Consider the following 26,687-nt stretch of genomic DNA (forward strand, 5'->3'; position numbering starts at 1 on the left):
GTGGTGTGTGTTGGTGGTGACTATAACCACTGAAAATAAATTATCAACACTCTACCTACCGGTCTTCGATGACCGGTATTTCGGCAGATGGTGAATGCAGTGTAAGAGCGAGTGGGATCGGCGCTCTGGGGAGGTATTGCGAGGTTTTTCGGATCATTGCCGGATGTGTAATGCCTCTTCGATAACGGCAAGAAACGCGTCAATCAACACACTGTGTCTTTCGGTCGGTGTCAGCACCAACAATCGCGCACACGCATCTGCCTCCACCAAAGGCCGATAAGTCACGCCCTTGTTCATCAAACTCCGGGTACAGGCCGGTACCAGCGCGACCCCTTGCCCGGCGGCCACCAGTGCAATGATCGAAGTGATCTGCCGTCCGGTCGGTCCGGCATGCAGGGGCACGCCATGGTGGCGGTAAAGCTGCTCGATGGACTGGTTCAGCCCCGAGCCGTAATCGGCTGGAAACAGAATCAAAGGATAGGCACTGAGCTGCGCCAGGCTGATCTCGGCCTGGCTGGCCAACGGGCTGTCACTCGACACCGCTGCCACCAAGGGTTCCTCGCCCAACGACAGCGTTTGCACTGCGTCGTTTTGTGGCAACAGCCGGCTCAAGCCAATATCCAGCCGTCCGTCGGCCACTTGCGCACCGAGACTGCCGGAGGCGCATTCCACCAGGGTCAGTTGCACATCGGGAAAGCGCTGGGCAAAGGCCTGGATTGACTGGCTGAAAAGGTCCGACAGGGCGATGGAACTCACATAGCCCAGAGCCAGTTGCCCGGCGGTGCCAGCAGCCAATTTACTGGCGATCACCTGTGCCAATTCAACCTGTTCCAGCACGCCACGGGCATAGGGCAGGAACGCGCGGCCCTGGGCGGTGAGCGTCACCGTGCGGCTGGTGCGATCGAACAGCTTGAAACCCAGCTCTGCTTCCAGTGCCGAAATCTGCCGGGTCAACGGCGGCTGGGCAAGGTGCAGGCGCAGGGCGGCGCGACCGAAGTGCAATTCTTCGGCGACCGTCAGAAAGTAACGCAGCTTGCGTAGGTCGAGCATCCTGATCCTTGGGTATCAATCGGTCCGAATTCGGTATTGGTTCAAGACCTGCCGGCCATTCTATAAAGACCTTTCAAAATAAAACGAGAGGTTTCATGAAACTGCGCCTGCATTGTGCCCGCCTTGCCCTGTTCCTGTGTGGCTGCGCGGCGTTTCTCAACCTCTATGCGACCCAAAGCATCCTCCAGACGTTTGCCGCGCACTTTCATATCAGTGCCAAGGAGGCGGGGTGGAGCATCACCGTCACCACCCTGGCGGTGGCGATCACGGCACCTTTCGTCAGTCGCCTGACCGGCGGCTTCGAGCAACGCAGCGTGATTGTCGTGGCGGCGATACTGCTGGCAGTGCCGGCGTTGATGACCGCCTATGCCGACAGTTTTGCCGAAGTGCTGGTATGGCGTTTTGTCGAGGGCATGCTGATCCCGGTACTGTTCGCCACCAGTGTGGCCTACATCGGCGACCGCTGGAGCGGCGGCACGGTCACAGAGGTGACGAGTCTCTACGTCGCGGGCACCGTGTTGGGCGGGTTCGCCGGGCGCTTCGTCACCGGAGTCATGACCGAGTATGTGGGCTGGCGCGAGGCCTTTGAAGTGCTCGCGGTGCTGAGCTTGATGGTGGGAGGATTCATCCAGTTTCTGTTGCCGGCCAACCGCCCGCGGACCGTGCAGGTTAAAGCCTCTTCGTCAGGTGTATTTCGCCGGCCGCTGTTGGCCGCATACGCCGTAGGCTTCTGCGTGTTGTTTTCGCAAGTCGCGGCGTTTACCTACGCAGGTTTGTACTTGGGCCTGCCGCCGTTCAACCTCGGGCCTGCGGCGTTGGGGACGCTGTACATGGTGTTCCTGTTAGCGTTGATCGTGATCCCCATCGCTGGACGCTTAAGCAAAGCCCGGCCCCATGCCCAACTGCTGGGTGTCGCCGCCGTGCTGGGCGTCAGTGGTTCGGCGTTGACCCTGATGCCCTCCCTCTGGTGCATCGTCGTGGGCCTGGCGCTCAGTTCCACCGGTGTGTTTCTCGCCCAAGCTGCCGCCAATGGGTTTATCACTTCCACCGCAGGCGATAACAAGACGGGTGCTGTCGGGGTGTATCTCACCTGTTATTACCTGGGCGGCAGCGGCGGCGCCATTGTCCCGGCGCTGATCTGGGAACGCTGGGGCTGGGTCGGGTGCGTGGTGCTGATCATCGGTTTCCAGCTGCTGACCTTGTTGATCGCCTTGACCGGCTGGAAGCCCCTTAAACCTGAGCTGATTCCTGCACCATGAACGACACCGTCGCTGTGCCTTCGCCCGAATCATCGACGCGCCGTCGCGCCTTGTTCGCCGGTTGCAGCGCCCATGCCGTGCATGATGGGCTCACTGACGTGATCTACGTTTTGCTGCCTGTCTGGCAGGCTCAGTTCGCCTTGTCCTACGCCCAGATCGGCCTGCTGCGTGGTGCCTATTCCGGGATGATGGCCGTGTTCCAATTGCTGGCCAGCCGCGCCGCCAGACGCTGGGGCCGCACACCGATGCTGGTGGGCGGCACGGCGCTGGCGGGTGCTGCCTACTTGTTGGTGGGGCAGGCAACAGGGCTGGCTGTGTTGCTGGTGGCGCTGCTGCTCGGCGGCCTGGGCGCCAGCACCCAGCATCCATTGGCCTCGTCGATGATCACCGACGCCTACGAGGACGGGGGTGGGGTCAAGCAGGCGCTGTCCCAGTACAACTTCTCCGGCGACATCGGCAAAACCTTGATTCCTGGTCTGGTCGGGCTGCTGCTCACCGTCATCAGTTGGCAGGCCAGCGCCACGTTGCTGAGCCTGCTTGGCCTGGCGGCGGCGGGGCTGTTGTGGTGGCTGATTCCTGCTCAAGCATCCGAATCCACCGCCGCAAAAACAGCCAAGCCCCTCAGGGGTAGCGGCTCCGCCACGGGCCTGCACGCGCTGATCCTCACCGGCACCCTCGACAGCGCCGTGCGCATGGGATTTCTCACTTTCCTGCCGTTCCTGCTGCAAGCCAAGGGCGCCGGTACTGCTGGCATCGGCCTCGCCCTTACCTTGCTGTTCATCGGTGGTGCCTTCGGCAAACTGTTCTGCGGCTACCTCGGCGCGCGCATCGGCATGATGAAGACCGTATGGATCACGGAAACCAGCACTGCAGTGCTGATCGTGGCGGCGGTGTACCTGCCGCTCAACGGGTTGATGGTGATGCTGCCGCTGTTGGGCCTGGTGCTTAATGGCACCTCCTCGGTGCTGTACGGCGCCGTGCCCGACCTTGCCGGCGCGGGCAAGCGCGAGCAGGCGTTTGCGCTGTTCTACACCGGCACGATTGGCGGTGGCGCGTTGGCGCCGGTGGTGTTTGGTGCAGTGGGGGATGTGCTGGGCGTGCCGGTGGCGGTGATGGTGTTGGCGGGGATGTTGGGGGTGACGTTGCCGTTGGCGTGGGTGGTGCAGAGGAGTGGGGTTGAGGCTTAAAAGGCTCACTCTCGGGTACTTGGAATTTTTTGCTTAAATGCTACGGAGTCGAACGGCTGAGGTTCTCGGCTGGACTCAACCATCGCCAGTTCTGCCCGAATTTTCTCACGGGCTTTGGCCGCAAAATCGACAGCCCTTAGGAACTCTGATTTATCACCCTCTGCAATAACCTGAGAAAGGTATTCGTGGATGGCTTCCTGGCTGTCGAGCAGGTCAACAATATCGAAAGCGGTCAATGGCTGAGTCATGATCAAACCTGCGTATGCATTTCTGGTGGGCTGGGGCCATGGACAATGATGTGAGTGGTAGGTTGAATTCAAACGTTCTTCAACGGCTATTTGTTGCCAAAAGCTTCGATTTCTTCACGCTTCGAGCATGGGTCTGAACCTTGCGGCATTTCCCACACAACGATCAGACTCGTCCGAGTTGTGCGCCTTGGACGACCTCTTTAAGGTTCGTCAGCCGCTGCTCATCAGCGGTCGGGTTTAGTAGCCCGATATAGTTCTTGGCGTGTAGCTGTTCGTTGAGTTAGGCACTTTAGTGCCCGTGCTTGACGGTAGCTGTATGCAGGGCGCTTTCGAGCGCGCCGGTTCTAAGAACTTCCCGGTCTACTAACCTGCGTACAGCTGCCACCCTTACCCTGTGGGTGGTGGTCCTTACCGAGGATCAACAGATGTGTACTGACTCATGCAATCCATCCGTAAAACTGTTCAGCGTCCGTCCCGAAATCGACACTCAAGCGCTGCTCGCCAACGCCTACGAAACCATCGCCGGTGCAGGTGCCATGACCCACGAGTTCGTTGAAAGCCTGCCCTCCCAACAGCGCTACCTGGCCCTGGCCATTCAGCAGATGATTGAACTGGGCCTGCTGCTGGTCGAGGCTGTTCAGGACCGCGTGGACCGAGCCGCGTAGGTCATCCGTACGGTGTAAACGGCTTGCCTTCCCAGGCCGCCCATACCACGGGGGAGGGGAGCCAGGATTTACAGTGTCGCCGCCAGCGAAAACGGAATGCGCAACGCACCGATAGGCCCTTCACGCGTACCGCACATTTCATCGTGAACGCAGTGCTGCACCAGTACGCAAGGAAACGGCGGAACCCGCTGCAACAGGTCGCGTAAATGCGTGGTGGAACCGATGCGCATCGGCTTGCCGTGATCGTCCAGTAACGTCGCCTCGACGTGCTCCAGCCTGACGCGAGCGATATAGAAACCACCCTCCAGGGACAGCAACTCCAGCTCACGTATTTCGCCTTTCCCGGCCAGCTCGGTCAGCATTTGCATATTCATGATTAACCCTCGCTTAGGGCTCATTGGTGACGAAAAACAACGTGACCTGGCCCCACTCATGGCCTGACTCTTCGAAGGTGCGGGGCGAAGTGCCGCCGCTCGAAGCATGATACTTGTACAATAAATAAAATTTGTACAGGTTTGTGCGCGCTCTATTTTTGAATCTCAAATCCCACCCATAAAAAAACCGGCCACCAAGGACCGGTTTTTTTATGCATTCCCCGCCAAAACCCTGCCGGCGTGGAATCTATGTCTGAGTGGAGCGGGTGAAGGGAATCGAACCCTCGTTATCAGCTTGGGAAGCTGGAGTAATGCCATTATACGACACCCGCTCAGAGCGGCTGACTTTGTACCAGATGTGCGCCGGGATTTGAAGTTTTTCTTCGGAATTTGTGCAGCTTTCCGTGGCGAGCAGGTCCGTTCGCCACGGCAAGCCTTCATTTCAGATGGCGAATGCATGCTGCGTCTGGCCCTGGTGATAACGCAATCGGCTGGCCTGCCGTTCCGGTTTCAAAAAGCCCACCACCGCGTCCCGGCTGTCCCGGCAGGCGGCCTTGTGCTCCATATCCAGGAAATGCCCCGTCGCCTGGATGGTGCTGAAGCTGCTCTTCGTCACGTACTGCCCGAACTGCCTGGCGTCTTCGGCGCTGGTGTATTCGTCCCATTCGCCGTTCAAAAACAGCACCGGCACATCGATCTGCCGCGCGGCCTTGAGGTAGCACAGGCGGTCGTTGTGCAGTACCTGGCTGATGTGAAAATGCATCTGCCCGTATTCGTGCTCGGCCAGGCTGCTCACATGCTTGTAGTTGAAACGCTTGAACAGCGACGGCAGGTGTTTGCCGATGGTGCTGTTGATCAAGTGCCCGACGCGGTCGCGGTCGAGGTTGCCGAGGTAGTCGACGCCACGCTCGAGGTAGTCGCGCATCGGCGCGTTGATCACCGGCGAGAACGAGCTGATCACCGCCTTTTCCACACGCCGTGGCCGCTGGGCGAGGGCCACCAGGGTGGCGGCGCCGCCCCAGGAGAAGGACAGCACGTGCTCGGCGGCGAAGTGGTCGATCAGCTCCAGGAGGATCTGGCCTTCGACTTCCTTCGTCAGCATTTGCTCATGACGGTTATGGATTTTGGAGCGACCGGCGTAGGGCTGGTCGTACAAAACCACATTGAATTGCGGGTACAGGCTTTTCACGGTTTGGGCGAAGGAGGCCGTGGTGGCCAGCGAGCCGTTGACCAGGATGATGGTCTTTTCAGCAGCATCCGCGCGGTAGAACTCCGTGTAAACCCGATACTGACCCTGTATATCCAACACAGCGATTTCTGGCCTCATGTCGTAAGACTCCTGGCAAGCGGGTAGGGCGCGCAGATCACTCTGCACGAGCTTTATGACAGGTAGGCATACGCCTGGAAGATGAGAGCCCATGTCGGTCCGATGACGGCTGGCCGACGGCTGTTGTCAGGGCGGGCTGTTTGCCTGGGAGGCCCGTAGATCAAGCGCGGGCGGGGCAAGGTGTTTCTTGGAGGTTATAGGCGACTCGTCAGTCATAATTTGGCTGACGGTTTGATTCAAGCAGTAGACCGGGGATGCCGCAAGTCGCTCAAATGGGTTTTTGCCATCACCGGCCGAACGGTCGTCAGACCTGTCGGATTTCTTCCTCGGACAGCGCCCGATATTTGCCCGGCTCCAGGGCTGTATCCAATTCCAATGGGCCCATTCGCTCACGGTGCAGGCCGATCACTTTGTTGTTGAAGTGTCCGAACATGCGCTTCACCTGGTGATAGCGGCCTTCGGTGATGCTCAGTCGGGCCAGGCGTGGCCCCAGCAGCTCCAGCTCGGCGGGTTGCGTCGTCAGGTCTTCAAAGGCGAAATAAAGGCCCGCTGCAAAGGTTGCCGCGTATTCGGGGCCGATGTCCTGCTCCGTTTCTACCCGATAGACCTTGGGCAACTTGGTCTGCGGTTGCGTCAGGCGCCGCGACCACTGGCCGTCGTTGGTGATCAGCATCAGGCCGGTGGTGTTGAAATCCAGGCGACCGGCGATATGCAGCTCGCCTTTGTCCGGCTCATCCAGCAGGTCCAGGACGGTCGGGTGTTGCGGGTCCGAGGTCGCGCTGACGCAGCCCTGGGGTTTGTGCAGCATGAAGTAGCGCGCCGCTTTACCCGCCTGCAGTACGTCATCGTCCACGCACACGCGGCTGAATTCGCGCACTTCATGATGTGGGTCGCTGACTGCCGTGCCATCCACCGTCACCCGCCGCTCCACCAGCAACACGCGCACTTGCTGGCGATTGAAACGCGGCAGGTTGCTGAGGAAACGGTCAACGCGCATTGCGAAGCTGCTCATCCACCTGAGCACAGCGCGGGCACAGGCAGGCCGTGTTGCGCAATGCATCGGGCAGCGCTTCAAGCACCGCCGGGTCGATGGTGACGCTGTAGCACCAGCACGGCTGGTCGGCGGTGCGTGGGTCGGCCAGGGTGCAATCGTTGCGGGCACCGCAGGCGGGGCAAAGGGTTGGCGTGGTCATGGTCGCTGGGGCAGGGCCTCGGAAGTCCCTGCACGATACAGCGCCGGTCAGTCCCGTTCCAGCACCACGACCCGTTGGCCGGCGCCAATGCCGCTGCCCGGCTGCACCGGGATTTCCCGCACCACCCCGGCAAAGGGCGCCAGCACCGGGATCTCCATTTTCATCGACTCCAGAATCACCAGCATATCCCCGGCGGCAACACGCGCACCCACGGCCACCGGCACCTGCCAGAGGTTGCCGGCGATAGGGCTGTCGATGCTGTATTCATTGGCCTTGAGCGGCGTGTCTTGCGCCGCTGGCGCCGCGAGTTCTTCGCTGTCGAAATGCGCCTGGCCGCTGGCGATCCAGCGTTCGCGCTCGGCATTGAAGGCGTGCTGCTGGTGCTCACGAAACGCGCCGATGCTCGCGGCTTCCCGCGTAAGAAACCCTTGGTAATCCGCCAGGTTCAGCGTGCTTTGCTCAATGCTCAGTTCGAAGCGTCCCAGGGGGAAATCCCGACGAATCCGTACCAGTTCATCCGCGCTCACGGGATAGAACCGAATCTGATCGAAGAAGCGCAGCAGCCACGGCTTGCCGTCAAACGCCGCCACTTCGCGATAGCGGTTCCACATCTGCAAGGTGCGCCCGACAAACTGATAACCGCCGGGCCCTTCCATGCCGTACACGCACAAATACGCCCCGCCGATGCCCACCGAATTTTCGGCGGTCCAGGTGCGGGCCGGGTTGTATTTGGTGGTCACCAGGCGATGACGCGGGTCCAGCGGCGTGGCCACCGGCGCGCCGAGGTAGACGTCGCCCAGGCCCATCACCAGGTAGCTGGCGTCGAACACGGTGTGGCGCACGTCATCGAGGTTGGCCAGGTCGTTGATGCGACGGATGAACTCCAGATTGCTCGGGCACCACGGGGCGTCCTTGCGCACGGTGGTCATGTATTTTTCGATGGCCAGCTGGCACGCCGGGTCGTCCCAGGACAGCGGCAGGTGCACGATGCGCGAGGGCACTTGCAGGTTTTGCCGGGTGCACACGGCGGTCCACTCGTGGCTGATCAGTGCGATCAGGTCGGCGAGGGGCAGTTGTTCCGGCTGGTAGTGGATCTGCAACGAGCGGATCCCGGGCGTCAGGTCGATCACGCCCTTCAGCGCTCGGGTTTCCAGGGCCTGCATCAGGGCATGGGCGCGAAAGCGCAGCACCAGGTCCAGTTCCGGCGCGCCGATTTCCAGCAGCAGGTGGGTGTCGCCGGCGAGGCGCGCGACCAGGCGGGTGTCGGCGTGGCCGATGTCCAGGATGATGGGGGATGCCAATTGCTCGATGCGGGCGGCTGACCGAGTTGATCCCATCGCGAGCAAGCTCTGCTCCCACAGGGTTTCGGCATCCTTTTGATCCCAGTTCAGGGCAAGGTCGCGGGCGGTCTTGAGGTCCACCGGTTCAAAGCGAATCTTGTCACCGGCCTTGAGCTGGCCGAGTTGCCAAAGGTCCGCCTCGATCACCGTCACCGGGCATACGAAACCGCCCAGGCTCGGCCCGTCCGGTCCCAGGATCACCGGCATGTCACCGGTGAAATCCACGGCGCCGATGGCATAGGGGTTGTCATGGATGTTCGATGGATGCAGCCCCGCTTCACCGCCATCGGTACGCGCCCACAATGGCTTGGGCCCGATCAGCCGAACACCGGTGCGGCTGGAGTTGAAATGCACTTCCCACTGCGTGGCGAAGAACGTGTCGATGTACGCCGGCAGGAAGTATTCCGGCGCGCCGTGGGGGCCATAAATCACCCGCAGTGTGCGGACCTCCGGCAGCGGTTCAGCGACTGATTGTTGCCCGGCGTTCCGGTCTTCCAACGGCAACAGATGCAACACATCGCCCGCTCGCAAGGCGCGCCCGCCATGCCCGCCAAACTGGCCGAGGGTGAAGGTGCTTTTGCTGCCCAGGTAGTCCGGGACTTGCAGCCCGCCACGCAGGCACAGGTAACTGCGCGCCCCGGCGCCGGCGAGGGTGCCCAGGCTCAGGACCGACCCGGCCTCAATCAACAACGCGGTGTTCATTGGCACGGCTCGATCATTCAACCGCAGCGGGATTTCAGCGCCGGTCACGGCGACCACCGCCGCGCAATTGAAGCGCAGCAGCGGCCCGCTCAGGGTGATTTCCAGCGCCGCTGCTCCCTCGTCGTTGCCCAGCAGGCGATTACCCACGCGCAGCGCGCGGCTGTCCATCGGCCCCGACGGCGGCACGCCCACGGCCCAGTAGCCGAGGCGGCCGGGATAGTCCTGCACGCTGGTTTGGGTGCCTGCGCTGATCACTTCAAACGTGTTGGCCACGTAGACCAGGTCTTCCAGGCACCGCGTCCACGGCCGGCCATTGGCAAAGGGCGCGGCCAGCAGGATTTGGCGCAGGTAATCGCGGTTGGTTTCCACGCCGTACAACCGGCTGTCACTCAACGCCCGGTGCAGATCCAGGCGCGCCTGTTCGCGGGTGGGCGCCCAGGTGATGAGCTTGGCGATCATCGGGTCGAAGTACGGCGGGATCTCGCAGCCGGCTTCCACCCAGGTGTCGATCCGCAGGCCTTCGGCCAGCGGGAAATCCACACAGGTCAGCAAGCCGGGGCTGGGCTGGAAATCGCGGCCCGGGTCTTCGGCATACAGGCGCGCCTGGATCGCGTGGCCCCGGGGGGTTAACTCGAGTGTGTTCAGCGGCGGCATTTCCCCGGCCGCCAGTTGCACCATCCAGCGCACCAGGTCCACGCCCCATACCTGTTCGGTGACGCCGTGTTCCACCTGCAAGCGCGTGTTCACTTCGAGGAAGTAGAAGCGCCCGTCAGCGCTGTCATAGATAAATTCCACGGTGCCGGCGCTGCGGTAGTTCACGGCCTTGGCCAGGGTGATGGCGGCGGCGCACAGGGCGTCGGCCATGCCTTCGGGCAGGTTCGGCGCCGGGGTTTCTTCGAGGACTTTCTGGTTGCGCCGTTGCACCGAGCAGTCGCGCACGCCGAGGGCGATCACTTCACCGGCGCCGTCGCCGAACACCTGCACTTCCAGGTGGCGTGCGTGCTCGATGTACTTCTCGATAAACACGCCGGCATCGCTGAAATTGTTCTGCCCCAGGCGTTTGACCGCCTCGAAGGACTCGCTCAACTCCACGCTGCTGCGGCATACGCGCATGCCGATACCGCCACCGCCGGCGGTGCTTTTGAGCATCACCGGGTAGCCCACGGCGTCGGCGGCCAGCAACGCAGAGGCGAGGCTGTCGAGCAGTTCGGTGCCTTCCAGCAGCGGGATCTTGTGTTGCTTGGCCAAGGCGCGGGCGGTGTGCTTGAGGCCGAATACCCGCAGCTGTTGCGGCGTCGGCCCGACAAAGGCGATGCCCGCGTTTTCACAGGCTTCGGCAAACGCTGCGTTCTCCGACAGGAAGCCGTAGCCGGGATGGATCGCCTTGGCCCCACAGGCCTTGGCGGTGGCGAGGATTTTGTCCACCGCCAGGTACGTACTGGCCGCTGCGCCTTCACCGATGCTGTAGGCCTCGTCGGCTTGCTGGATATGCAGGCTCGCCGCATCGGCCTCGGCGTACACGGCGATGCCCTTGACCTGCAGCTCGCGCAAGGTGCGCAGGATGCGGCAGGCGATGGCGCCACGGTTGGCGATCAACAGTTTTTCGAACATGGCAAAACCCTGCGGGCCGTCCCGCAAAGTGGGGGAGCACTGCGGTCGTCCGCAGTGCGTGCAGTCAGTGTGGATCCCACATCGGCGCGCTATTGATTGCGGATGCACTGCCCGGCTCGGGATTGGCACAGGGCAAACAGCCAACGGCGCAGGCGCTTGAGTTTCAGTTCCATACCAGCAGCTCCGCAGGGGTGGGGTTGTAGGCGTTGCATGGGTTGTTCAACTGCGGGCAGTTGGAGATCAGCACGATCACATCCATCTCGGCGCGCAGGTCGACGTACTTGCCGGGGGCGGAAATGCCGTCTTCGAAGGTCAGCCCGCCGTCGGCCGTCACTGGCACATTCATGAAGAAATTAATGTTCGGTCCGATGTCGCCTTTGCCCAGGCGGCCGTCGTGGGCACAGGCGCGCAGGTAGTTGTCGCGGCAGCTGTGCATGTAGCGTTTTTCCAGGGCGTAGCGCACGGTGTTGCTCTCTTGGGCGCAGGCGCCGCCGAGGGTGTCGTGGCGCCCGCAGGTGTCATCGACGATGGTCAGCATCGGCTGGCCGAGGTTGGAATACAGCACGCTGCCGATGCCCAGGTACACGCTGTTCTGCCGGCGCAACGTGCGCTGCACGTCGTAGCGCTCACGGGGGGTTTTCACGCTGTAGAACAACGTGTCGACGGCCTGGTTGCCCTCCAGGTCGAGGATGCGCAGGGTCTGCCCGGCCTTGACCTCCATCAGCCACGGTTCGCCGGCGGGGATGGTTGCGCGGTACACGGCCGCGTCCGGTTGTTTCAGTGCGATAGACATGGCAGCTCCTCAGGCGAACAGGCGGTCGGTGTTGATAAAGCCGCGCTCGTTTTCCGGGCGAGAGGTGCGGCAGTGTTCTGCGACGCTTTTGTCGGCGTTCATCCAGCTCAGTTTCAGCGGTTGCGGGGCGTATTGCGGGTTCGGGTCCATGGGGTGTTGCAGTGCAGTGAGCACCACCAGGGTGTCCATCGGCGCATAGAGTTCGATGTAGTCGCCGGCCCTGGAATTACCCGGTACAAAGTGCAGGCCACCGTCGCTGTCCACCGTGACTTTGCTGAACAGGTTGAGGGTCATCAGCAGGTCGGACAGGCCCAGGCCCCACTTGCCCAACTCCACCAACAGGTTGTCGGTGCCGTTGCGGAAGAAGCCATTGCGCAGTTCCTGATAGCGGCCCTGGCCGTATTTCTCGGCGACTTCGGCGGCGCACAGCACGCCGCCGATGCTGTCGCTCCAGCCGCAGGTGTCGGCGGTGATCGCGGCCAGCACGCGGCCCATGTCCGAGTACAGGCAATGGCCGGTGGTGAGCTTGGCGGTGTGTTGGCATTTGAGGCTGTCGGGCAGGTTCAGGCGCTCGGTTTTTTCGTTGGCGTTGAGCAGGGTCAGGCTGACGTTGGCGCCGCCGCGCAGGTCGGTCAGGCGCAGCAGTTGGCCGCGCTTGAGCACGAACGAACGGTGGCCGCCACCGGGCAGCATTTCTTCGGCGAAGGGTGGGAACAGTTGGGTGGAATCGGTCATTTGGACGTGGCTCCAAGTTCGGCGGCGAGCGCCTTGCGGCGTTCGCTGTTCAAAGGGATGTCGTAGGTGATGCGTGCGCCATAGGCGCCGGGGGCGTGGGGATCGACGCGAACCTTGTCGAACACCAGCAGGCGCGTGCCGAGGCTGAAGCCTTCGCTCAGGTCATGGGTGACCATGAACACCGTCAGCCGGGTTTCGCGCCACAGTTCCAGCAGCAGTTGGTGCATGTCTTTGCGAATGCCCGGGTCGAGGGCGCCGAAGGGTTCGTCCAGCAGCAACACGCGGGGTTTCATGATCAGGGCCTGGGCGATGGCCAGGCGTTGTTGCATGCCGCCGGAGAGCTGCGCGGGGTACTTGTCCAGGGCGTGGCCGAGGCCGACCTTGTGCAGCAGCACGGCAGCCTGTTCGCGAGCGTCCTTCCTGGCTTTACCGAACAGCCGGCCCAGCAGGCGAGAACGTGGCAGTTCCAGGCCGAGGGCGACGTTGTCGAGCACAGTCAGATGTGGGAACACCGAATAGCGCTGGAACACCACGCCACGGCTGGCATCCGGCTCGGCGGCGAGGGCCTGGCCGTCCAGCAGGATCTGACCCTTGCTTGCGATTTCCTGGCCCAGCAGCAAGCGCAGGAACGTCGACTTGCCACAGCCGGACGTGCCCACTAGCGTGCAGAATTCACCCTCGGCGACCTGCAGGTTGAGGCCTTCGAGCACCACTTGGTCGCCATAGCGCTGCCACACATTATTGACGCTGATAAAGCTCATGCCCGCGCTCCTTCGTACCAGGGGAACGCACGCCGGGTCAGGGCCTTGAGGCCCCAGTCCATCAGCCACGCCAGCAGCGTGATCCACACCACGTAAGGCAGGATCACGTCCATCGCCAGGTAGCGTCGTACCAGGAAGATCCGGTAGCCCAAACCGTCGGTGGAGGCGATGGCTTCGGCGGCGATCAAAAACAACCACGCCGAGCCGAGCATCAGCCGCAGCGAGATCAACAGGCGCGGCAGCAATTGCGGCAATACCACACGCAGCATCAGGGTCCAGGTGGAGGCGCCGAGGGTCTGCGCTTTCACCAGCAGCTCGACCGGAATTTCCCGCGCGCGCTGTTCCAGGTCTCGGGCCAGGCACGGGGTGACTCCGATGACGATCAGCATCACCTTGGACAATTCCCCCAGCCCGAACACGATGAACAGGATCGGCAGGATCGCCAGCGGTGGCACCATCGACAGCACCGTCAGCAACGGTGACAGCGGCGCGCCAAACAGCGGCAGCGTGCCGGCGGCGATCCCCAGGCACAGGCCGGCGAGGGCGCTGATCCCCAGGCCGATGGCGAGGCGCCGCAGGCTGGCGGCGCTGTCCTGCCACAGCACGTATTCGCCGGTGCGGGTGTCGGCGTTGAAGGCCAGGCGCTTTACCGCGTCAAGCATTTGCCCGGCACCGGGCAGCAGCTTGTCGTTGGGGTTGTCCGCCAGGCGCTCGGCCGAGCCCACGAAGTAGGCGAACAGCAGCAGGGCGAACGGCAGCAGCACCAACAGCAGGCGGCTGGAGCGGTCCGGGTGACGGTTGATCAGGCGCATGGCCGGGTCCTCTTACAGCTTGCCGTCGGCGGCCATCTGTACGTAGCTGGGGTCGAACTGCAGCTTGAGGTTGGCCTTGTCGCCGCTGGTCACACCGTTGGCGAAGCGCATGCCCACGGCGCTGGCGTCCTTGGCGCCTTCACCCAGCAGGCCGTGTTTAAACGAGAACTCGGCGACTTTGCCCATGGTGGCGGGCAACTGTGGGCTGGTGGCGAAGGCCAGGGCTTCCTGGGGCGTGACGAACAGCTTGGTAGTGTCCAGTTGCGACTGGAAACCCTTGAGATCCGTGCCGGAGGCCTTGGCCATATGTTCGAGGGCTGCGGTGCTGGCGGGGCCCTTGGCGTTCATCAGCGCGACCACTTCGAACCAGGCGCCGGTCAGCGCTTTACCCAGCTTGGGGTTGTCTTTGAGGACCTGGGTGTTGACCACCATCATGTCCATGATTTCGCCGGGCACTTTGCTGGAGTCGAACACCTGGCTCACCCCAGGCTTGGCCTTGATCTCCGAGAGCATCGGGTTCCAGGTGGTGACCGCCTGGACCTGGTCGGTATTGAAGGCCGCCGCGATGTCGGCATCGGAGGTGTTGACCACCTTCAAGTCTTTTTCCGTCAAGTCCGCCGACTCCAGCGCGCGGGCCAGCAGGTAGTGGGACACCGAGAGTTCCACCAGGTTGACGTTCATACCCTTGAGGTCGGCCACAGTCTTGCCGGCGCCCTTGATCACCACGCCGTCGTTGCCGTTGGAGAAGTCGCTGACCACCAGCGCGGTGCTGTCCACGCCACCGGCGGCGGGGATGGTCAGGGCGTCCATGTTGGTCATGGTGCAGCCGTCGAACTGGCCGGCGGTGTATTGGTTGATGGATTCGACGTAGTCGTTGAGCTGCACCATGTCGATGGTGATGCCGTATTTCTTCGCCCACTTGTCGAGGATGCCTTGGCTGCCGGCGTACTCCCACGGCATCCAGCCGGCGTAGATCGTCCAGCACACGCTGAAGTGTTTTTTGGGGGCGGCTTGGGCCTGGACGCTCAGCACGGCGGCAAAGACGACGGCGAGCAGGGCGGGTAAACGGATTGAGGGCATGGGGCTTCTCCAGTTGATCAAGGGCGAGCAGGAGCAACGCGGCACCGTGAGCGGTGGCTTGTCTCCCGGGCTTTTATCCCGCCGTGTAACCTCAACTGGAGGTCGCCAACTCTCGGACCAGCCACTCGCTTTCGGCGAGCCGGAACCCTAGTCGGCCATTGCAAATTGTGGTGCCGCGAACCTGTGATGAATCCTGCACGCAAGAGACAAAGCGAGAGTCGTGCCAAGTGGCTTCGATGCCCGGCGGTTCAGCCGGGCTGGCGGGAGAGGAGGGTATAGAAGAGGGCGTTGTGCGCCACGCGGGTGCGTCGGCGCACTGCTATGAGGCGCTTACAGCTGGAACTTGCTGACCAGCACATTGAACGAGGTGGCCAGGAGCGACAGGTCCTGGCTGGAGGCGTTGGTCTGGTGCGCACCGGCGGCGGTCTGGGTGGACAGGTCCTGGATGTTGAGCAGGTTGCGATCCACTTCGCGGGCCACCTGGGCCTGTTCCTCGGACGCCGAGGCGATCACCAGGTTGCGCTCGTTGATGCTGGCCACGCTGGCGGTGATGCGCTCCAGCGCCTGGCCGGCATTTTGCGCCAGGGTCTGGGTGTTGTTGGCCCAGGTCAGGCTTTTGTTCATGGCGGCCACAGCGCCATCGGCACCGGCCTGGACTTCACCGATCATCTTCTCGATGTCGACCGTGGAGGTCTGGGTGCGGTGGGCCAGCGCCCGCACCTCATCGGCCACCACCGCAAAACCACGGCCTTGTTCACCGGCTCGGGCAGCTTCGATGGCGGCATTGAGGGCCAGCAGGTTGGTCTGGTCGGCAATGCCGCGGATCACATCGATCACCTTGCCGATTTCACGCACCTGGCCGGCGAGGTCGGCGACCGATTGGGTCGAATCGTTGATCTCGACCACCATCGATGACATGCCCGACACGGCCTGCTCCACCTGCTGGCGGCCGTCCTCGGCTTCGGTGGTGGCCTGGCGCGACGCCTCGGAGGTCGACACGGCGTTGCTCGCCACTTCGTCGACCGCTGCGGTCATCTGGTTGACGGCGGTGGCGGCTTGCTGGATCTCGTCGTTCTGGCGGGTCAGGCTACGGCTGCTTTCGTCGGTGACCGCGCTCAGCTCTTCGGCGGCCGACGCGAGCTGGTCGGAAGCGTTGGCGATTTCCACCAGGGTGTTTTTCAGGCCGCCCTGCATATCGGACAACGCCATCAACAGTTGCCCGGCTTCGTCGGTGCGGTTGGTAACGATGGCTTGGGTCAGGTCGCCTTTGGCAATGCGCTGCGCGCCTTCCACCGCCTGGGCGATGGGGCGGGTGATGAGCCGCGTGATCAGCACGCCAATGATGATTGCAATGATGAAAGCCAGCACGATGCCGGCAATCATCCAGGTCATCGCGCTGTTGCGCAGCTCGTCGGCGGCGGCGGCACCTTCCTTGATCTGGCGGTTATTGGAGTCGACCATCACGCGAATCAGCTCACGTGCCTGGCGGAACAGTTCATTGTTACTGGTGTTGAGCTGCGTACGGGCTTGCGCAAGCTGGCCGGCATCGAGCATCGCGATGATGCCTTCGGAGTTACTGACGTAGGTGGGCCAGATCTGGTCGAACTTGTCGCCGGCTGCCCGTTCGTCATCTTCCAGCGGTGTGGCGCGATAAATGGCGTAGGCGGTCTGGCTGCGTTTGAGTTCGTTGGCGATGTCCTGGCGCACGCGTTCGCGGTCCTGCTGGGCCACATCGCCATTGCTGGCATCCACCAGGCGATACAGGCCACGGTTGTGGGCGACCATGCCATTGAGGGTGGCGGCGGTATTGCTCACCGAGACCAGGTTGTTCGAGAAGGTCAGTTCAAGCGCCGAAGCCAGCCGTGTCACGCCCTTGATACCCAAGGCGCCCACGACGAGGGTGATGAACGCGCACAATACAAATGAGAGCAGCAGTTTGGTTGAAATCTTCATGACTGGAATCCGGGGATGAGGGGAGGAAGCTCGCGCTAGAGCCTCCCTGGCATTGTGCGATGTCGTAATGACATCATGCAAATCCGGAAAGTTTCAGTTCGTACAAAAAAGCCCTGTTCATGACGGTTACACACATGTTTCAAACTATTGCGAAAACGCACCAGTTTCGTTTTTTGATGTCAGATACTTCGTCATTCAGTGAAAGCTGAATGCCGCCCCCCAGCGTCGCTGGAGGTGCTCTTCCGCGGTCCAGGAGGCCGCCATGTATCGACGACTGCTGCTCAGCGCTTTACTCGGTCTGACCCTTTCCGCTTGTGTGCCCTACTACGATGGAGGCCAGAGCTACTACCGTTCCGAGGTCTACACCTCACCGGCGCCGGCTTATTACTACGGCGGCGGCACGGCGTATCAATATCGCCGTGATTACTACCCGTCGCCGCGCTATTACGCTCCGGCACCGCGTTACTACTCGGCACCGCGTTATTACCAGCCGGCGCCTCGCTATTACCCGTCAGGGCCAAGGGCCGGTTACCGGCCATACCCGAACCAAGGCTGGGGGGATCGTTGGAACAATGGCGGGCATGGACGCGGTGGCGATCATGACCGTGGAGGTGGCCGCGGCGGTCACCGTTGACCGGCCTGTATGACAAGCGGCGCATGAAGCGCCGCTTTTTTATGGGCGCAAAACCTCAGTAATCGGACAAGTCCGCCAGCGGGTGCCGGCCTTCCCACGCCTTGGTGAAGTGCGCCTGCACCACGGCGTCCGGGACCGTATTGATGTCAGGCCAATGCCAATGGGGCTTCTGGTCCTTGTCGATCAACCGCGCGCGCACCCCTTCGCTGAATTCCGGATGGCGGCAGCAGTTCAGGCTCAGGGTGTATTCCATCTGGAACACCTCGGCCAGGGACAGGTGGCGGGCCCGCTGGATCTGTTCCCACACCAGGTGCGCGGTCAGCGGGCAGCCTTCGCTCAATGTCTTGCCGGCGCGATTGAACAGTGGGTCCGCGTGGTCGCGCAGCGGGCTCAAGGCGCGCCAGGCGCTGCGCACATCACCGACGTCCAGCCATTCGTCGATCTGTGCCCGGCGCGGCAGCCATTGCGCCTCGGGTTGCTGGGCCACGGCTTCCTGGGCCAGGGCCTTGAACAGGCTGTTGAGCTGTATCGCGGTCTGTTCCTGCCAGTTCAGTTGCAGCAAGCCATCGAGCAACTCGTCTTGTTGATCGTCGCGCAGGAAACGGTCGGCCAGGCCCAGGTCCAGGGCGTCACGGCCGTTGATATGGGCACCGGTAAGGCCAAGGAATAAGCCCAGCTTGCCCGGCAGGCGCGACAGGAACCAGCTGGCGCCCACGTCCGGGTACAGGCCGATGCTGATCTCGGGCATGGCCAGGCGGCTGCTCGGCGTGACAATCCGTATGGCCGCACTTTGCAGCAGGCCCATGCCCCCGCCCAGCACGTAACCGTGGCCCCAGCAGATCAGCGGCTTAGGGTAAGTGTGCAAGCGGTAGTCGAGGCGATATTCCGCAGCAAAAAACTGTGCGGCCAGGGCCGGCACTTCACCCGGCTGCTCGCGGCAGGCCTGGGCCAGGCTGCGCACTTCGCCGCCGGCGCAAAAGGCCTTGGGCCCGTTGCCACGCAGCAGCACACAGACGATGTTCGGGTCTTTGGCCCAGGCCTCCAGGCGATCTGTCAGGGCCAGGATCATCGGCAAAGAGAGGGCATTGAGGGACTTTTCAGCGTCGAGGCTGGCGATGCCGACGCGGGCGCCGCCACTGCCGGTCAGTTCTTCGAAGTGCAGATTCATCGTGACCTCAATCGAGAAGGTGAAGGATCAGTATGATCGCTTCGTGGGAAAGTGCCGGTGGTGTGTCAGATCAATTGACAAGCAGGGCCGGCTTTCCTAGGGTTCGCCTCATTCTTTTCTACAAGACATTTCAACTATGACCGAAGGCGACCGTATCAAACTCGAACCCAGCTGGAAACACGCCCTGCGTGATGAGTTCGATAAGCCCTACATGGGCCAGTTGCGCGAGTTCCTGCGCCAGGAACATGCCGCCGGCAAAGAGATCTACCCGCCCGGACCGCTGATCTTCAATGCGCTTAATTCAACGCCGCTGGACAAGGTCAAGGTGGTGATCCTCGGCCAGGACCCGTACCACGGCCCCGGCCAGGCCCACGGCCTGTGCTTTTCGGTACAACCGGGCGTACCGGCGCCGCCGTCCCTGGTCAATATCTACAAAGAGCTCAAGCGCGACCTGAACATCGACATCCCCAACCACGGCTGCCTGCAAAGCTGGGCCGACCAGGGCGTGTTGCTGCTCAACACCACCATGACCGTGGAACGCGCCAACGCCAATGCCCATGCCGGCAAGGGCTGGCAGTTCTTTACCGATCGCATTATCGAGGTGGTCAGCGAACACCAGCCGCACCTGGTGTTCCTGTTGTGGGGCGCCCATGCCCAGGGCAAACAGAAGCTGGTCGATGCCACCAAGCATTTGGTGCTGACGTCGGTGCATCCGTCGCCGTTGTCGGCGTATCGCGGATTCCTGGGCTGCGGACATTTCAGCCGCACCAACAAGTTTCTTCAGCAAAACGGAGAAACCCCCATTGATTGGGCGCTACCACCGGTCTGACTGGAGCGTCCTACCTGTTATTTCCGACAGTATCGGGTAGGTCGTTTTGCGCATTTAATAATCTCCTTGGCCTTGTCGATCTGGCGAACACCAGAACGGTAGTCAATGGTCGATCATCGATTGATTGCTCAAGGAGATTAAACATGTCCGAGTCGAATCTGCCCTCTGACGCCCAGCCCGTTGACCCGCGGCAGCCGGCTGGCGATAAGCGCCCCCCGCGCAAACGTTCCGAGTCGATCATGAGCCTGGACAACCCCATCCCGAGCCAGGCACTGCCGTTGCTGTGGGATGAGGCGGCGTACACCCTGCCAGTGAGCCTGCAGGACCAGGATTTGCTGGTGACGATCGAGAGGGTCTGGCCGGTCCATCATTCCAACTTCGCAGTTCCCACGTTGGTGGAGTACCTCTGGCAGGGGGAGGTCGAACATAGGCACACGATCCCGGGGCCGTACGACCCCGACGTGGTGTTTCCATTGACTCAGGCATTACCCGCTCACCTCCTGTCTACCGGGGGCATTCGGCGTTTGAATTATCGAGTCAGCTCGGCGTTTGTGCCGCTGACTGAATCCTTCCCGACGTTTATCAATATCGACAAGACTGCGCCCAATTTTGATAACCCCGGCCTGCCGCTGGAGTTTGAGGACGAGGTCCTGGTTGAAGTGACAGATGACTATCTGGTCCGCAATGGCGGGGTGCCGGCCATCGTACCGCGGTGGCTGGATATTCGGACTGAAGATGTCGTCAGGTACTACTGGGGCGAATTTCCCGACGTCAACCTGGTGGGTGTCGTTGTTATCGAGCGGTCGCATGTTGAAGGTGCGCCTATCGAGTTCACCTTTCCCGAGGCATTTGTGCGTACCAGCGGCCCGGGGCAACGTTTTGCTTCCTACACCCTGACTGATCGAGCCGGTAGGGTGGGGCCGTTTTCCGAGCCGGTGACGCTGAACGTGTCACTGGCAACGCTGCCCGACCTGCCGCGGCCGTTGGTGCCCTTGGCCGAGGCGGATGGCTTGATCAACCTGGAGGACGTGCGCCAAGGTGTAACCGTGTCGATTCCACAGATCACCGACGCAGCCCCTGGGGACCGAATTTTTCCGTTCTGGAACACCCATGCCCTTGGACCGATTACCATCGGCGCGGTGCAGCAGTGGCCCATTCCAGTGCCGGTGCCCTGGCCGATTCTGGCTGACGGCGGCTTCGACAATACTTACCCGGTACGGGTGCGCTATCTGTACCGGCGGGGTACGGCATCGAAGAACTCTCCCGACAGCTTCTACCTGGTCGACCTTTCGGTTGCAGGCGTTTCGCCCATTGGCCCTGACCCGATCAATCCCGGTTTGGAGAGGGTCACCGTAAAAGGCCGTTCTGGGGATAATGTCGTTACGGCTGTCGATGAGCCGGGGCCAGTCCCGGTGGAGGTTCCCCTGTTTTTTAACCCTGTCGTGGGTGAGAGGCTGGAGTTGTATTGGGGCAATGATGACACTTATGCCGGCGAGTATGTGGTGCAGCCAGGCGATGTTGCAGGGCAGTTGGTCACGATCCAGGTGCTCTGGACAGTGGTGTCGACCGGCTCCAATCCAGCGCTTGAGGTCTACTACTGGACTGACAATGGCGTCAATCGTCAACGCAGCCCGTTCACGCCGGTACGGGTGGAGTTCGATACGTTGATTGGCTTGCAGCGGCCTCGGTTGCTCAATGACAGTACCCGCGACTTTGTGGCCTGCGACACCACTCCGGAGCCTTGGGAGGGGGTGTTCCTGGGAATAGACTGGAACTCGCAGCATTTCGAGGTCGGCGACACGGTTCGGCTGTATTGGAAAAGCTACCCGAGCAAAAATGGCAATGGGGAGCATTTTGACGGCACGGATGTGTGGTTCGATCACCTACTGACGAGTGATGATCGTGACATCGGTGTGGCGCAAATCCAGATCCTGCCCTTCAATCCGTTGATTACCCTTCCAGGTCTCGTTGCCGAATGGGGGTCTGCAGTTGTTTCTTACCGACTGTACAAGGCCACGGGGCCTACAGGGCTATCGTTGAGGAAGCTGATTTACATCGATCTGAAACGGCCGGGTGGGCGCACCTGCCTGGGGCCGTCGAGTAAAATGTGACCTGTGCAAGCAATGACAAAGAAGAGGGCGCAAGCCCTCTTTTTTTACCTTGATTTTCGACCAATGGCGCAGCGCTATTGGCTATGAGGGACTTCCAAGTCGCGAGGCTATGTCGGGTTAGATTTTATGTTACTAGCCGATTATGTTTGCGCATGAGTGAGTTATTAAAAACAACCAATCGCAGGTTGTTATTTTCAAGCACACTTTTTCATATTGTGCATCTGTCAGATTTGACAGGCTGTGCCTCGAAGTTAAAAGGCGTTTAATTAATCTGTCCTTGGTTCAATTGCATTGGGCGAGCACAGTCCTTAACCTTTCGAGTACATACCGATGGCAAACTCAAATAACCAAACCCCACCCACTCAGCCGACGGATGCTCTATTGAAACGACATCCGCGAGGTTATTCGCCGGGTGGGGCGTATGCGGTCGACGACTTGCGCGTCGTCAATACGCTCCCTGATATCCCCGGTGGGCAGCCTAACTTGATGCGGCTGGCCACGCTTTATCAACAGGGTGTCCAGTGTGAAATTGATAGCTGGACCGATACCTTTCCGAATCCGGGTTCCAACCCGGATAATCTGCAGCTCTACATTAATGGAACGCCCTATGGCGCGCGTATTCCCTTTACGAAACCGTTGTCCGCGCATACTTGGCCTTATACATTTTCGATTCCGGAACAGGACATTGGCGAGCACGGCGAGAAAAGGCTGAGTTATGAGGTGTTTCTGGGGGTGGGCGCCGATGAGCGTTCGGGCAATACGCGAGTGACGATCGACCGCCTCGATCCCAACGCCCGAATCATCCCCGAAGCTATTGGCCTACCAGCCTGGGTGGTGGACGGTTTAATCACACTGGAGGGGTTGGCGGAGCACGATGATAAAATTGACTTGACCGTCCCCGGCCGCCTTGACCCCCAAGAGGGTGATATGGTGATGGTGTACTGGGGGTTCCCTACCCCGACTCCCATTTTCAATGCGCCTTTAACCAGAACCACCGCACCGTTTATTCTTACGTTGACCACCGCTCAGATTGTGGCGCAAGGCGCCGGCATGAAATATCTTGCCTACCGATACACGGACCGTGCTGGCAACAACACTTCTTGGCCGCCGGAACTGACGCATGTGACGGTAGTGACGGACCCCTTCCCAGCCAACCTGCAACCCCCTCGCATTCCAGAAGCGCCTCTTGACCTCACCGATGTGCAACTGGGAAGGGCGGAAGTCTTTATCGATGGCTATGACAATGCCCAAGTGGGTGATGATATCCAGATTGACTTCAACGGCCTGGTGATCACCTATACCTTGCCGTCAGTGTCCTGGCCGCAGAGGGTCCCCATTCCGTGGGATATCCTCAGGGACGCGGGTGGACTGGACGCTCCCTATCAGGCAGACGTCCGTTACCGGGTGGTTCGTGCGGGGGGCGCTTCGCCCTATTCAACCACCCTCACGGTGGATGTGGACCTGACCTCGGCGGGTGGGATTCCTGAGGACCCAGGCCCTGTCAATCCTCACCTGGACCTGATCGAGATAGAGTCTTCGGAAGGCCTGAACAACGAGATCGGGCCGGGAGACACGGGCAATGCTACCGCACGCTTTGCTGTCTACCCCGGAGCGCGCGAAGGGCACAGGATTCAGATCTTCTGGAGAGGCATACCCGCCCTCACGCCGCCCTACACCGTGACATTGGCGGACGAGAGCGCCGCAGAGTTCGTAATTACCGTTCCGGCCAACGTGATTGCCCTGGGCGGTAACGGCGAAAAACTACCGGTGTGGTACGAGCTCAATAACGGGGTCAATGGCAACATTATCTTCTCGTTGGAGAGGCCGGTTGATGTGTTTGCCAGCCAACTCACCGACCTTGCGCCCATCGTATTTCCTGATGCGCTATCTGCAGGCGAAGGATTATTCGTCATCACCTGCGACCAGGGTGTTACCAATGGCATCAGCACGAAGATCCTCGACCCTGAGAACCTGCGTACCGGTGATAAGGCCACTCTGGTGTGGGTGGTCTACGGTCCTGATGATCTCAATTCCCCGATCATCACGGTTGAACATGCCTTTGATCCAGTCACGGTCACGGGGGATCACAACGTGCCGGGGCACCCAGGCGAGCTTCGTACCGTGCCTTTCCCGGTGTTTATCCAACCCGTTACGCTAGGCCGTATCGAAGCCTACTATCGAGTTCTCAAGGCTGATGGCGTAACACAGGGAGAGTCCGCCCCCACAGTGGTGTATTTAACTCGTCGTAGAGGCGATGGGACTATCTGCGGATAATCCATTACTCGCTGTTTGAAATGCACGAACCGGTGAGGGTTGCCTCAACGGTTCGTGTGGTTTTATCACCCGCCCTATTTTCCTTTCTATCAAGTCTCCTTTACTGGTGCGTGATTAGGATAAGTCCTACGCGCTCTTGGAATCGGCTGACATGCATCGCCCTCTTCGTTCCGTACTCTTTGCGCCTCTGAAAGCCTGAGTCGATGGTCCTGTAATCGATTGGCTTGTTCAGTCATCCGAATAGAGGTACTGCCCTTGAGTAACGAAACGTCTTTTCCTTTATCACGACTCGCCACTGCAATTAAGGTCATGGCGGTCATGCCGTTTTCCCTGGTCGCCACACAAGCCTTGGCTGTGGATATTCATCCTGGTCAGAACGTGGTTATCGATGAGAGCTCGCAGCGTGACCGCTATAAAGTCACCGATGCCACGCTGACCGCCAACGGCGCGGATATCGTGAGCGTTACGGCCTACGGCTCGACGTTCAACATGACCGGTGGGCAAGTGAAAACGACCCTCGACGGTGAGGTGGGTGTTGCCCTCTACGGCAGCCAGGCCAACATTGACGGGGCGTATATTTCCAGTGCCGGCGGCGCCGGCATGATTGTGGGTTCCCTGAGCACCCAAGGCTCCAGCGTCCAGGTCAGCAACAGCCTGATTGAAGGCGCGACCGACGGCATCCTGCTCAACGGTTCCAGCACCTTGACGCTGGACCGCACCAATGTCTATGGCGGCAAGACGGGTTTGTCGTCGTATGACGGCCAACTGACGGCCAACAACAGCCTCATTGTCGGGGGCACCAACGGCATTGTGGCCTACCGCCTGCCTACTCAGGACAACCCCTCCGTATTGACCCTCAATAACACCGACGTGGTGGGTGAAACGGGCGCGGCGATCCTGGTGGACTACCCGGGGGGGACCCAGATCAACGTCGCCAACGGCTCTACCCTGGTGGGCGGCAACGGCAATATGCTGGAACTGACCAACGGCGGCTCCGCTGACATGCGCGTCAGTAGCACGACCCTCAGCGGCAACATTCAAGTCGGCACGTCGAGTGTGCTGGACTTGAGCCTGGACCGCGCGATCATGAATGGCGACGTTATCAACAACGGCGGCACGGCCAGCGTTGGCCTCGACAACGGCTCGATCCTGACTGGCCGCCTGGAGAGTGTCGATAAGCTGGCCATCAACAATGACGCGACGTGGGTGATGGTCGACAACCAGCAACTGGGCGACCTGTCGCTGAGCGGCGGTAACGTCAAGTTCGGTGACACCGGTACGTTCTACCAACTGGATGTGAACAACCTGTCGGGCAACGGCACCTTCCACATGAGTGCGGATTTCTCCACGTTGACCGGCGACTTCCTCAACGTTACCGGTACTTCGTCGGGTGACCACAAGCTGTTGATTTCCAGCAGCGGCGCCGACCCATTGCGCGATGACCGTCTGCACGTGGTGCATACCGCCGATGGCGGCGCGAGGTTCAGCCTGTTGGGCGATCGTGTGGATGTGGGCACCTACTCCTACAGCCTGATCGACGATAACGAGAGCAAGGACTGGTACCTCGACCCGGACAGCAAAGTCATCAGCCCGAGCACCAACTCCGTGCTGGCGTTGTTCAACGCCGCGCCGACCGTGTTGCTGGGCGAGATGACCACCCTGCGCACCCGTATGGGCGAGTTGCGCTTCAGCGACGGCAAATCCGCAGGCCTGTGGACCCGCGCCTATGGCAACAAATACGAGGTGTCCAACGACACGACCGGCCTGGGTTACAACCAGACGCAACGTGGTTTCACCCTGGGTGCCGATGTACCGGTAGAGGGTGGCGACGGACAGTGGTTGATCGGTGCCATGGCCGGTCACAGCAGCTCGGACCTGGATCTGAACCGAGGCAGCAGTGCCACCATCAACAGCTACTATGTGGGCGGCTATGCCACTTGGATGGATGCCGAGAGCGGCTTTTACTTCGACGGTGTACTCAAATTCAACCGCCTGCACAACGAGTCCAAGGTGGCCATGAGCGACGGCAAGAAAGCCAAGGGCAATTACACGCAAAACGCGGTAGGTGCATCGGCGGAAGTCGGCCGGCACATCAAGCTGGACGATGATTTCTTCGTCGAGCCTTACGGCAAGGTGGACGCGGTGATTACCCAGGCCCAGAGCTACACGCTGGACAATGGCCTGGATGCCAAGGGGGATCGTTCGAGCACGGTGATTGCCGAATTGGGCACCACGGTTGGGCGCAATATCCAGCTGGAAAGCGGCAGTGTGCTGCAACCGTACCTGAAGGCTGCGGTAGCCCATGAGTTCGACCAGAGCAACAAGGTGTTCGTTAACGATAATGCCTTCAACAACGACCTGTCCGGCTCGCGCTTCAAGGTCGGCGCGGGTGTGGCGATGTCGGTATCGCAGAACCTGAAGCTGCATGCGGACATGGAGCACAGCGTCGGCAAGAATATCAAGCAGCCTTATGGGGTGAACGTGGGGTTGCGGTACGATTTCTAAGTCGGTGAATGCAGGGTTTGGTGGCAGTTCAAACTGTACCGGTAATAAAAAAATGCCCCCGCTCGAAAGAACGGGG

Annotated in this window: 22 protein-coding genes, 1 tRNA gene and 1 riboswitch; of the genes, 8 read left to right on the forward strand and 15 right to left on the reverse strand. The window is 61.0% G+C overall.

Translation table 11 applies throughout. The annotated features are described in order from the left end of the window. Positions 1 to 153 precede the first annotated feature (153 nt). Complete coding sequence (locus BB029_RS08530; protein WP_065938865.1) at positions 154 to 1,050, reverse strand: LysR family transcriptional regulator; 897 nt, start codon at positions 1,048 to 1,050, stop codon at positions 154 to 156. 95 nt (positions 1,051 to 1,145) lie between these two features. On the opposite strand from BB029_RS08530, the gene BB029_RS08535 reads away from it, so the two are divergent. Beyond that, positions 1,146 to 2,309, forward strand: a complete 1,164-nt coding sequence (locus tag BB029_RS08535) for an MFS transporter (RefSeq protein ID WP_065938866.1) — start codon at positions 1,146 to 1,148, stop codon at positions 2,307 to 2,309. After that, on the forward strand, positions 2,306 to 3,496 hold the full coding sequence (locus BB029_RS08540; protein WP_065938867.1) for an MFS transporter: 1,191 nt from the start codon (positions 2,306 to 2,308) through the stop codon (positions 3,494 to 3,496). The genes BB029_RS08535 and BB029_RS08540 overlap by 4 nt, the downstream gene beginning before the upstream one ends. 5 nt (positions 3,497 to 3,501) lie before the next feature. On the opposite strand, the gene BB029_RS33460 is transcribed toward BB029_RS08540, so the two are convergent. After that, positions 3,502 to 3,744, reverse strand: a complete 243-nt coding sequence (locus tag BB029_RS33460; RefSeq protein ID WP_051429321.1) for a DNA-binding protein — start codon at positions 3,742 to 3,744, stop codon at positions 3,502 to 3,504. Between the two features lie 425 nt (positions 3,745 to 4,169). On the opposite strand from BB029_RS33460, the gene BB029_RS08550 reads away from it, so the two are divergent. Continuing rightward, on the forward strand, positions 4,170 to 4,409 hold the full coding sequence (locus BB029_RS08550; protein WP_027604347.1) for a DUF6124 family protein: 240 nt from the start codon (positions 4,170 to 4,172) through the stop codon (positions 4,407 to 4,409). Between the two features lie 68 nt (positions 4,410 to 4,477). Here the strand turns inward: BB029_RS08550 and BB029_RS08555 are convergent, their stop codons facing one another. From BB029_RS08555 to BB029_RS08610, 12 genes are all read right to left on the reverse strand, one after another. After that, positions 4,478 to 4,783: a DUF6482 family protein gene (locus BB029_RS08555; RefSeq protein WP_065938868.1), complete on the reverse strand. Its 306-nt coding sequence runs from the start codon at positions 4,781 to 4,783 to the stop codon at positions 4,478 to 4,480. Positions 4,784 to 5,041: 258 nt separating this feature from the next. Beyond that, positions 5,042 to 5,115, reverse strand: a tRNA-Gly gene (locus BB029_RS08560). A gap of 110 nt (positions 5,116 to 5,225) precedes the next feature. Continuing rightward, on the reverse strand, positions 5,226 to 6,110 hold the full coding sequence (locus BB029_RS08565) for an alpha/beta fold hydrolase (RefSeq protein ID WP_027604342.1): 885 nt from the start codon (positions 6,108 to 6,110) through the stop codon (positions 5,226 to 5,228). 304 nt (positions 6,111 to 6,414) lie between these two features. Then, the gene (locus BB029_RS08570) at positions 6,415 to 7,107 is read right to left on the reverse strand and encodes a pseudouridine synthase (protein WP_065938869.1); all 693 of its coding nucleotides are present in this window, start codon (positions 7,105 to 7,107) and stop codon (positions 6,415 to 6,417) included. Next, the gene (locus BB029_RS08575) at positions 7,097 to 7,303 is read right to left on the reverse strand and encodes a cysteine-rich CWC family protein (protein WP_065938870.1); all 207 of its coding nucleotides are present in this window, start codon (positions 7,301 to 7,303) and stop codon (positions 7,097 to 7,099) included. Before BB029_RS08575 ends, BB029_RS08570 begins: the two co-directional genes overlap by 11 nt. A gap of 47 nt (positions 7,304 to 7,350) precedes the next feature. After that, entirely contained in the window at positions 7,351 to 10,956 is a 3,606-nt protein-coding gene (gene uca / locus BB029_RS08580; RefSeq protein WP_065938871.1) for an urea carboxylase, read from the reverse strand. Between the two features lie 163 nt (positions 10,957 to 11,119). Further along, complete coding sequence (locus BB029_RS08585) at positions 11,120 to 11,749, reverse strand: urea amidolyase associated protein UAAP2 (protein ID WP_065938872.1); 630 nt, start codon at positions 11,747 to 11,749, stop codon at positions 11,120 to 11,122. A gap of 9 nt (positions 11,750 to 11,758) precedes the next feature. Further along, on the reverse strand, positions 11,759 to 12,484 hold the full coding sequence (locus tag BB029_RS08590; RefSeq protein WP_065938873.1) for an urea amidolyase associated protein UAAP1: 726 nt from the start codon (positions 12,482 to 12,484) through the stop codon (positions 11,759 to 11,761). Next, complete coding sequence (locus BB029_RS08595) at positions 12,481 to 13,245, reverse strand: ABC transporter ATP-binding protein (protein WP_065938874.1); 765 nt, start codon at positions 13,243 to 13,245, stop codon at positions 12,481 to 12,483. Before BB029_RS08595 ends, BB029_RS08590 begins: the two co-directional genes overlap by 4 nt. Continuing rightward, entirely contained in the window at positions 13,242 to 14,057 is an 816-nt protein-coding gene (locus tag BB029_RS08600) for an ABC transporter permease (RefSeq protein WP_027604335.1), read from the reverse strand. Before BB029_RS08600 ends, BB029_RS08595 begins: the two co-directional genes overlap by 4 nt. A gap of 12 nt (positions 14,058 to 14,069) precedes the next feature. Beyond that, the gene (locus BB029_RS08605; protein WP_065938875.1) at positions 14,070 to 15,137 is read right to left on the reverse strand and encodes a putative urea ABC transporter substrate-binding protein; all 1,068 of its coding nucleotides are present in this window, start codon (positions 15,135 to 15,137) and stop codon (positions 14,070 to 14,072) included. 60 nt (positions 15,138 to 15,197) lie between these two features. Beyond that, positions 15,198 to 15,299, reverse strand: a riboswitch (guanidine-I (ykkC/yxkD leader). Between the two features lie 168 nt (positions 15,300 to 15,467). After that, positions 15,468 to 17,090 carry a methyl-accepting chemotaxis protein gene (locus BB029_RS08610; protein ID WP_065938876.1) on the reverse strand — a complete coding sequence of 541 codons (1,623 nt, stop codon included), beginning with the start codon at positions 17,088 to 17,090 and terminating at the stop codon, positions 15,468 to 15,470. 262 nt (positions 17,091 to 17,352) lie between these two features. On the opposite strand from BB029_RS08610, the gene BB029_RS31905 reads away from it, so the two are divergent. After that, complete coding sequence (locus BB029_RS31905) at positions 17,353 to 17,724, forward strand: hypothetical protein (protein WP_081744398.1); 372 nt, start codon at positions 17,353 to 17,355, stop codon at positions 17,722 to 17,724. Positions 17,725 to 17,779: 55 nt separating this feature from the next. Here BB029_RS31905 and BB029_RS08615 read toward each other — a convergent pair whose 3' ends face one another. Continuing rightward, entirely contained in the window at positions 17,780 to 18,892 is a 1,113-nt protein-coding gene (locus tag BB029_RS08615) for an enoyl-CoA hydratase/isomerase family protein (protein ID WP_065938877.1), read from the reverse strand. Between the two features lie 136 nt (positions 18,893 to 19,028). On the opposite strand from BB029_RS08615, the gene ung reads away from it, so the two are divergent. The 4 genes from ung (at position 19,029) to BB029_RS08635 (ending at position 26,611) form a co-directional block, all read left to right on the forward strand. Further along, the gene (ung, locus tag BB029_RS08620; RefSeq protein ID WP_065938878.1) at positions 19,029 to 19,721 is read left to right on the forward strand and encodes a uracil-DNA glycosylase; all 693 of its coding nucleotides are present in this window, start codon (positions 19,029 to 19,031) and stop codon (positions 19,719 to 19,721) included. Between the two features lie 143 nt (positions 19,722 to 19,864). Beyond that, positions 19,865 to 21,832 carry a hypothetical protein gene (locus BB029_RS08625; RefSeq protein ID WP_065938879.1) on the forward strand — a complete coding sequence of 656 codons (1,968 nt, stop codon included), beginning with the start codon at positions 19,865 to 19,867 and terminating at the stop codon, positions 21,830 to 21,832. 381 nt (positions 21,833 to 22,213) lie between these two features. Further along, positions 22,214 to 24,106, forward strand: a complete 1,893-nt coding sequence (locus tag BB029_RS08630; RefSeq protein WP_065938880.1) for a hypothetical protein — start codon at positions 22,214 to 22,216, stop codon at positions 24,104 to 24,106. 318 nt (positions 24,107 to 24,424) lie between these two features. After that, positions 24,425 to 26,611, forward strand: a complete 2,187-nt coding sequence (locus BB029_RS08635; RefSeq protein ID WP_083236359.1) for an autotransporter outer membrane beta-barrel domain-containing protein — start codon at positions 24,425 to 24,427, stop codon at positions 26,609 to 26,611. Positions 26,612 to 26,687: the final 76 nt, after the last annotated feature.

This window comes from Pseudomonas sp. S3E12 (genome assembly GCF_001702295.1).
In the GTDB taxonomy this organism is placed as follows: domain Bacteria; phylum Pseudomonadota; class Gammaproteobacteria; order Pseudomonadales; family Pseudomonadaceae; genus Aquipseudomonas; species Aquipseudomonas marginalis.

What these genes read in the sequence shown, in the direction of transcription:
- BB029_RS08585 (WP_065938872.1), bottom strand. Translation starts at nt 11,749, where the DNA reads ATGTCTATCGCACTGAAACAACCGGACGCGGCCGTGTACCGCGCAACC.
- BB029_RS33460 (WP_051429321.1), bottom strand. Translation starts at nt 3,744, where the DNA reads ATGACTCAGCCATTGACCGCTTTCGATATTGTTGACCTGCTCGACAGC.
- BB029_RS08555 (WP_065938868.1), bottom strand. Translation starts at nt 4,783, where the DNA reads ATGAATATGCAAATGCTGACCGAGCTGGCCGGGAAAGGCGAAATACGT.
- BB029_RS08605 (WP_065938875.1), bottom strand. Translation starts at nt 15,137, where the DNA reads ATGCCCTCAATCCGTTTACCCGCCCTGCTCGCCGTCGTCTTTGCCGCC.
- BB029_RS08590 (WP_065938873.1), bottom strand. Translation starts at nt 12,484, where the DNA reads ATGACCGATTCCACCCAACTGTTCCCACCCTTCGCCGAAGAAATGCTG.
- BB029_RS08610 (WP_065938876.1), bottom strand. Translation starts at nt 17,090, where the DNA reads ATGAAGATTTCAACCAAACTGCTGCTCTCATTTGTATTGTGCGCGTTC.
- BB029_RS08570 (WP_065938869.1), bottom strand. Translation starts at nt 7,107, where the DNA reads ATGCGCGTTGACCGTTTCCTCAGCAACCTGCCGCGTTTCAATCGCCAG.
- BB029_RS31905 (WP_081744398.1), top strand. Translation starts at nt 17,353, where the DNA reads ATGTATCGACGACTGCTGCTCAGCGCTTTACTCGGTCTGACCCTTTCC.
- uca (WP_065938871.1), bottom strand. Translation starts at nt 10,956, where the DNA reads ATGTTCGAAAAACTGTTGATCGCCAACCGTGGCGCCATCGCCTGCCGC.
- BB029_RS08530 (WP_065938865.1), bottom strand. Translation starts at nt 1,050, where the DNA reads ATGCTCGACCTACGCAAGCTGCGTTACTTTCTGACGGTCGCCGAAGAA.
- BB029_RS08540 (WP_065938867.1), top strand. Translation starts at nt 2,306, where the DNA reads ATGAACGACACCGTCGCTGTGCCTTCGCCCGAATCATCGACGCGCCGT.
- ung (WP_065938878.1), top strand. Translation starts at nt 19,029, where the DNA reads ATGACCGAAGGCGACCGTATCAAACTCGAACCCAGCTGGAAACACGCC.
- BB029_RS08635 (WP_083236359.1), top strand. Translation starts at nt 24,425, where the DNA reads ATGCCGTTTTCCCTGGTCGCCACACAAGCCTTGGCTGTGGATATTCAT.
- BB029_RS08535 (WP_065938866.1), top strand. Translation starts at nt 1,146, where the DNA reads ATGAAACTGCGCCTGCATTGTGCCCGCCTTGCCCTGTTCCTGTGTGGC.
- BB029_RS08565 (WP_027604342.1), bottom strand. Translation starts at nt 6,110, where the DNA reads ATGAGGCCAGAAATCGCTGTGTTGGATATACAGGGTCAGTATCGGGTT.
- BB029_RS08615 (WP_065938877.1), bottom strand. Translation starts at nt 18,892, where the DNA reads ATGAATCTGCACTTCGAAGAACTGACCGGCAGTGGCGGCGCCCGCGTC.
- BB029_RS08625 (WP_065938879.1), top strand. Translation starts at nt 19,865, where the DNA reads ATGTCCGAGTCGAATCTGCCCTCTGACGCCCAGCCCGTTGACCCGCGG.
- BB029_RS08575 (WP_065938870.1), bottom strand. Translation starts at nt 7,303, where the DNA reads ATGACCACGCCAACCCTTTGCCCCGCCTGCGGTGCCCGCAACGATTGC.
- BB029_RS08550 (WP_027604347.1), top strand. Translation starts at nt 4,170, where the DNA reads ATGTGTACTGACTCATGCAATCCATCCGTAAAACTGTTCAGCGTCCGT.
- BB029_RS08595 (WP_065938874.1), bottom strand. Translation starts at nt 13,245, where the DNA reads ATGAGCTTTATCAGCGTCAATAATGTGTGGCAGCGCTATGGCGACCAA.
- BB029_RS08600 (WP_027604335.1), bottom strand. Translation starts at nt 14,057, where the DNA reads ATGCGCCTGATCAACCGTCACCCGGACCGCTCCAGCCGCCTGCTGTTG.